The sequence below is a fragment of the Streptomyces bambusae genome (assembly GCF_019400985.1).
Classification (GTDB): Bacteria; Actinomycetota; Actinomycetes; order Streptomycetales; family Streptomycetaceae; genus Streptomyces; species Streptomyces bambusae_A.
This window is the reverse complement of sequence record NZ_WTFF01000468.1, coordinates 1-4,357: the sequence shown is the minus strand read 5'-3', so window position 1 is coordinate 4,357 and position 4,357 is coordinate 1. Positions and strand designations below refer to the sequence as shown.

Below are 4,357 nucleotides of genomic sequence, written 5' to 3'. Positions count from 1 at the left end.
CCGGGGGCGGGCCCCGGCCCGGCCCCGCCGCGGTGTCCCCGGCCCGGCGCCGGACCGGGTCGGCTCCCGGGGCCGCGGCCTTGCGGGCCGCCGTCACCTCCCGCCCGCGTTCGCGCGGACGAGCAGCCGGTTGGCCTCTTCCTGGGCGCGCCGTACCGCCGTCCGCGGGTCCTGCTCGCCGAGGATCGCCTTCTGCACCTCGCGTACGACCGCGTCGCCGACCTGGTTGGTCCACTGCACCAGGGTGTTGGCGTCCAGCTGGGCGGTGCGCAGCTGCTCCGCCCCGACCGCCCGGGCCACCGTCTCGGCGTCCGTGCCGTCGCCGCGGTCGGAGAAGTACGTGTCCTCCAGGCCCTTGGCGTTGGACGGGTAGATGGTGGCGCTGCGGGCGAAGGCGACCTGGTTGGGCCCGTTGGTGACCCATTTGGCGAACTCGGCCGCCGCGTCGAGGTGTTCGGTGGAGCGCTTGACGCCGAGGGACTGGGCGTAGATGCCGATGTGGCCGAGGGTCCCGGTGACCGCCCCGGCCACCTGGGTGCCGGCGTAGACCTGCGGGGCGTTGCGCTTGACGTCCCGGACGAAACCCGGGGAGCCCGGGCCGAAGACGATCTTCCCGCTGCCGTAGAGCTGGTTGACGTCGTCGGCCTTGAGCAGGGACTCCCTGGGCATGGCGCCCTTGGCGTACAGGTCCTTCATCCGCTGCACCCAGGCGACCGCCTTGTCGGTGTCGAAGGTGAAGCGGTCCCGCCCGTCGTTGAGGATGGGGACGCCCATCTTCTGCCAGTCGCCGGGCAGCCGGCCCTTGGGGTCGGCCATGAAGGCGGCGTAGCGGCCCTGGGAGCGGGCGGCGATCTGCTCGGCGTAGTCGAAGAACTGCTCCACGGTGGTCGGCGGCCTGGTGGCGTCCAGCCCCGTCGCGGCGAAGAGCTCCTTGTTGTACGTGAGGATCTCCGGGGTGACGTACCAGGGATAGGCGTAGACGCCGTCGCCCTTGCCGGGGAGCTTGAACTGCTCCCACGCACCGGGAACGTAGTCCTGCGCGGCCGCGGGGTCCAGGCGGGCGACGTCGGCGAGCATGCCGCGGTCGCCGAGCAGTTGGAAGGAGTCGGTCGAGAGGTTGACGACGTCGGGGAGGGCGCCCGCCTGGGCGTCGGCGACGAGCTTCTCGTTGTAGCCGTCACCCGGCACGTCCTCCCAGGTGACCTTCACGTCCGGGTACTTCTGCTCGAAGGCGTCGATGACGCCTTCGACGTACGCGGTGAAGGCGGGCTTGAGCTGGAGCGTGCGGAAGGTGATCGGGCCGGCCACCCGGCCCGTCCGCGTCGCCTCCCGGGTCGCCTCCCGCATCCCGTCCGGGTCCCCGCCGACGCCGCAGCCGGCGGTCCAGGCGAGGGCGCAGGCCGCGAGGGCGGCGGCGCCGGTACGGGTCAGGTGCGAAGGAGTCATCCGTCAGCCTCCGGGAGTTCTCGTCCTCGCTGCCGAAAGAGCGGGGGCCCAGGCTGTACGTCCGTCCCGGAGGGCGTCAATGCGACCGGACCGGGCGTGGCCGACGGACACGAGGTCGCTCTTCACGCGGCCCGGCCCGAAGGGGCCGGAACAGGACTCGCCGGCACGGCGCCGACCTGCACTGATGCGCTTTAGTCGGCGGGCGTGGGGGAACACCGCCGGGGGCCGGGCGAGCCCGGCCCCCGGACGGAGTTTGACTTCTTATCGCCGAAGTCGGCGGGTGCGCCGAATGTCCGCACCCATGCGTTGCACCAATGCTGTGCACCAATGCCTTGCACTAATGCGCTTTACTTCATCACTTCATCGCGTACTGGACCTTCTCGGCGAGCTTGCCGTCCTTGAAGCAGAAGCGGAACACGGTCTCGTTGCCGTCGACGGGCTCCGCGCCGGAGATGTACCAGGAGCAGGCCGAGCCGGCCGGCTCGGCGGGGCCGCCCTCCTTGAGGGCGTCCTTGACGAAGGACTCCCCCGACGGCAGCCGGTCCCGTACCGCGCTCTCCTGGTCGCCGACCGATACCGCCTGGTAGACCGACGGCTCGACCACGGTGTTGCCGGCCACGTCCACGACCAGGCCGATGCCGAGGACGACGGCGACGACCAGGCCGACGAACAGCACCAGCGCCACACCGCACCCGATCATCCAGCCCTTGCTCTTCGCCACGTCCGCTCCCCGCCGTTCCTGCATTCCGATCTACTGACGATCAGACCTTCGCAGGGCCGGCCGGCCGCGCGCCGTACTCCAAAGTCGCCGGACGGTGCGACGATCGTCGCGGACATCCCGGAGGTGCCGGGCGGGCGGGCAGGGCGGGCGACCTCGATCAGCGCGCGCAGGGCGCCGTCGCCGCATCACCTGCACATCGCACTCGAAAGGGTGACGTGGGCGCGGCCATTCAGCTGATCATCGGGCCCGGGGCGCCGACGGATGTTGACAGCGAGTAATCACATCGCTGCACTGAGCGCACAACAGCTGCCGGTACGCCCCCACGCCAAGGAGTCCTCCGTGCCGCCTCGCCTGCGCGCGCTGCCCTGCCTGACCGCGTCCGCCCTGCTCGCCGTGACCCTGTCCGCCGGCCCCTCGACGGCCGAGCCGACCGCCACCTCGGACGTCCCCCTGGCCCTGACCCCGCCCATGGGCTGGAACAACTGGGCGCACTACATGTGCGACATCGACGAGCGGAAGGTCGTCGCGAACGCCGACGCCCTCGTGTCCACCGGGCTCGCCGCCAAGGGCTACGACACCGTCACCGTCGACGACTGCTGGATGGAGAAGCAGCGCGACACGGCGGGCAACCTGGTGGTGGACACGGCCAAGTTCCCGCACGGCATGGCGTGGCTGGGGCAGTACCTGCACGCCCGCGGCCTGAAGTTCGGCATCTACCAGGACGCCGGCCACCTCACCTGCGAGCGCTACCCCGGCAGCGGCACCCCCGACGGAGGCGGTCAGGACAACTTCGCGCGCGACGCCCGGCTGTTCGCGTCGTGGAAGGTCGACTACGTCAAGATGGACGGCTGCAACATGTGGGTGCCGCCCGGCCTGACGAAGGAGCAGGCCTACCGGCAGGCCTACGAGGCGGTCGCCCGGGCCCTGCGCGACACGGGCCGGCCGATGGTGCTCTCGGCCTCCGCCCCGGCCTACTTCCAGCAGGGCGAGTGGGGCGGCCCCGACTGGCACAGGGTGCTCGGCTGGGTGGGGAACACCGGGCAGCTGTGGCGCGAGGGCAAGGACATCAAGGTCTACAAGCCGAGCGCGCCCGCCACCTCGCGCTGGAGCTCGGTGCTCGGCAACTACGGCTACAACCGCTGGCTCACCCGCTACTCCGGCCCCGGCAACTGGAACGACCCCGACTTCCTCATCGCGGGCGCACCGGGGCTGACCGACGCCGAGAGCCGCAGCCAGGTAGCCCTGTGGGCGATGATGGCCGCGCCGTTCATCCTCTCCTCCGACGTGGGCGGGCTGACCCCGGCCGGCCTCGCGGCCCTCGGCAACACGGACCTGATCGCGCTCGACCAGGACCCGATGGGCCGCCAGGGCGCGGTGGTCTCCGCCGGCCAGGCCTTCGACGTCCTGGTCCGGCCGCTGGCGAACGGCGACCGGGCCGTGGCCGTCCTCAACCGGTCCGCCGCCGCCCTGGACGTCTCGGTCCCGCTGGCCGACGTAGGGCTGCCCTCCTGCACGGTGACGGCGAAGGACCTGTGGACCGGCCGGTCCACGGAGGTCTCGGAGGCCCTGACCGGGCGGGTCGGCGCGCACGAGACGGCTGTCTGGCGGCTGACCCCGCACGGCTGCGCGGAGCCGGTACCGACGGGACAGCTCACCGGTGACGGCGCCCGGTGCGCCGACGGCCAGAACACCACCGGGGTCGGCGCCGTGGTGCTCTTGCCGTGCACCGGCGGCTCGGACCAGCGCTGGGTCCTGGAGCCCGACCGCACGCTGCGGCTGGACGGCGAATGCCTGTCGGCGGGCGAGGACGGCGCGGTGGAGCTGGCCGCGTGCGTGGGCGGCGACGGCGACGGCGGCCAGGAGGGCCGGCGCTGGACGGCGCTGCGCAACGGCACGCTGGTGGAGGACGTGAGCGGGCTGTGCCTGGAGGCGCCCGCGCCCGCCACTCCCCCGGCCGCCGACGGCTCCGCCCCCCGGCTCCGGCTGGCCCGGTGCGGCGACCACCAGGTCAACCAGGCCTGGGCGCTGCCGGTCTGACGCCGGATGACGACGAGGACGATGCGCGCGGCCCTGCCCGCCGTACTGCTGAGCCTGGCCTGCCTGGGCGGCGCGGCCACCCAGCCGTACGCCGCCCCGGGCGCCCCCGCTCCGCCTGCCGCGCCCGGGCCGGCCCCGGCCGCGGGCGTGGCA

3 protein-coding genes are annotated in these 4,357 nt (G+C 72.9%); 1 reads left to right on the top strand and 2 read right to left on the bottom strand.

Annotated elements, in window-relative coordinates; all coding sequences use genetic code 11:
- Positions 1 to 93: 93 nt before the first annotated feature.
- Positions 94 to 1,446 (bottom strand): ABC transporter substrate-binding protein, encoded by a 1,353-nt coding sequence (locus tag GPJ59_RS34105; RefSeq protein WP_258025334.1) that lies wholly within the window; start codon positions 1,444 to 1,446, stop codon positions 94 to 96.
- A 355-nt stretch (positions 1,447 to 1,801) separates the two neighbouring features.
- Positions 1,802 to 2,167 carry a hypothetical protein gene (locus GPJ59_RS34100; protein WP_219671842.1) on the bottom strand — a complete coding sequence of 122 codons (366 nt, stop codon included), beginning with the start codon at positions 2,165 to 2,167 and terminating at the stop codon, positions 1,802 to 1,804.
- Between the two features lie 339 nt (positions 2,168 to 2,506).
- On the opposite strand from GPJ59_RS34100, the gene GPJ59_RS34095 reads away from it, so the two are divergent.
- Complete coding sequence (locus GPJ59_RS34095) at positions 2,507 to 4,204, top strand: ricin-type beta-trefoil lectin domain protein (RefSeq protein ID WP_308120639.1); 1,698 nt, start codon at positions 2,507 to 2,509, stop codon at positions 4,202 to 4,204.
- Positions 4,205 to 4,357: the final 153 nt, after the last annotated feature.

Excerpts from the sequence above, each read along its gene's own strand:
- GPJ59_RS34105 (WP_258025334.1), bottom strand. The coding sequence starts at position 1,446 with ATGACTCCTTCGCACCTGACCCGTACCGGCGCCGCCGCCCTCGCGGCC.